This is a genomic window from Wolbachia endosymbiont of Bemisia tabaci (assembly GCF_003999585.1).
Taxonomy (GTDB): Bacteria; Pseudomonadota; Alphaproteobacteria; order Rickettsiales; family Anaplasmataceae; genus Wolbachia.
This window is the reverse complement of sequence record NZ_CP016430.1, coordinates 1,094,425-1,095,902: the sequence shown is the minus strand read 5'-3', so window position 1 is coordinate 1,095,902 and position 1,478 is coordinate 1,094,425. Positions and strand designations below refer to the sequence as shown.

At 33.5% G+C, this 1,478-nt stretch carries 1 protein-coding gene and 1 pseudogene; one reads left to right on the top strand and one right to left on the bottom strand.

What is annotated here, in order from left to right:
• A partial coding sequence (gene aspS / locus BBB02_RS06535) for an aspartate--tRNA ligase (RefSeq protein ID WP_245970093.1) occupies nucleotides 1-1,009 on the bottom strand: 1,009 nt, incomplete at its 3' end.
• A gap of 131 nt (nucleotides 1,010-1,140) precedes the next feature.
• Between aspS and BBB02_RS05375 the strand changes: the two are divergent.
• Nucleotides 1,141-1,478, top strand: a pseudogene (locus tag BBB02_RS05375) (ankyrin repeat domain-containing protein); the annotation flags it as partial.

Below are 1,478 nucleotides of genomic sequence, written 5' to 3'. Positions count from 1 at the left end.
CTCTCACTACCATACCACGCTCGATATTGCTTTTGAAAATATTGAACTCTGAATCACGGAAAATTTCTGTTACATCACTAATCAATAGTGGATTGCGCAGATCTGGTTTATCAGAACCGTATTTGAGCATTGCGTCTTTGTATGTAATACGTGGAAAATCTTTATCAACTGATTTGCGAGAAAATTTGGCAAACACTTTATATAAGGTAGATTCAATAACCTGAAATATATCTTCTTGAGTTACAAAAGACATTTCAAGATCTAGCTGATAAAACTCCCCAGGAGAACGGTCAGCCCTTGCGTCCTCATCACGAAAACAAGGTGCAATTTGAAAATATTTATCAAACCCTGAAACCATAAGCAACTGCTTAAAAATCTGTGGAGCTTGTGGTAATGCATAGAATTTACTAGGATTTAGTCTGCTTGGCACTAAATAATCACGTGCTCCTTCAGGAGAAGAGGCAGTAAGTATGGGAGTTTGAATATCTAAGAATCCTTGCTCTATCATGAGCCTCCTGAGCTCTGAAATGATCTGTGAACGTAGAATAATGTTATTACGAACCTTTTCACGTCTTAAATCAAGAAAACGATATTTAAATCTCATGTTTTCTGGGTATTCTTGCTCACCGGCGATACTTGCTAATATACTCCTTTCTTCTTTTGCTATTTCTTCATCACAGTGGAACTCAACTTCAGATTCAACTTGTAAATTACTAACTATAACTTCAATTTCTCCTGTGGAAATAGAGCTATTTACCGTATCTTCAGTTCTAGCTTTGACTATTCCTGTGACAGTAATCACACTTTCTGATTTTAAATTCGAAATTTCATCAAAAAAATCTTTATCGTTATTGAATACCAACTGAGTAATCCCATGAAAATCTCTTAAATCAACAAAGATTAGGTTACCATGGTCACGTTTGCGATACATCCAACCAGAGAGAATAACTTCCTTTTCTACATCATTCTTCCTTAATTCATTACACTCGTGAGTTTTATAACAGTTCATTTAATTGAAATTTCTAGAATACAAAAAGATTATAAAATAAATTAACCTTTGGGCAAGATAATATCTAAAGATCCTTCACAAGCAATTCTGATTTAGATATACTTTTTTATTATGTGTGTTGAGGTGTATTTATGAACCCTGAAGAATTAAAAGAAATTTTAGCTAAAAAAGAGAGGGTGAATGCTGTAATAAAAGATCTTGTTGATACTGTCACCAAAAATGATTTAGAAAAAGTAAAGTCAATTTTTGAGGAAAATAGTTCCATTATTCGAGATGTTGTCACTGAGGTTAATTCCCAAAGCGGTACAAATTTATTAAAGTGTTCTACTAATAACAAAATGGCCGAATATCTAATAGAAAAGGGTATAAGCTTTAGCGCTGCAGTCACAAAGGCAGTTAAAAGAAGAGATTTAGAGTCAGTAAAATCAATCTGTCAGATTAACAGCTTAATAGCTAAAGATGAGTTATC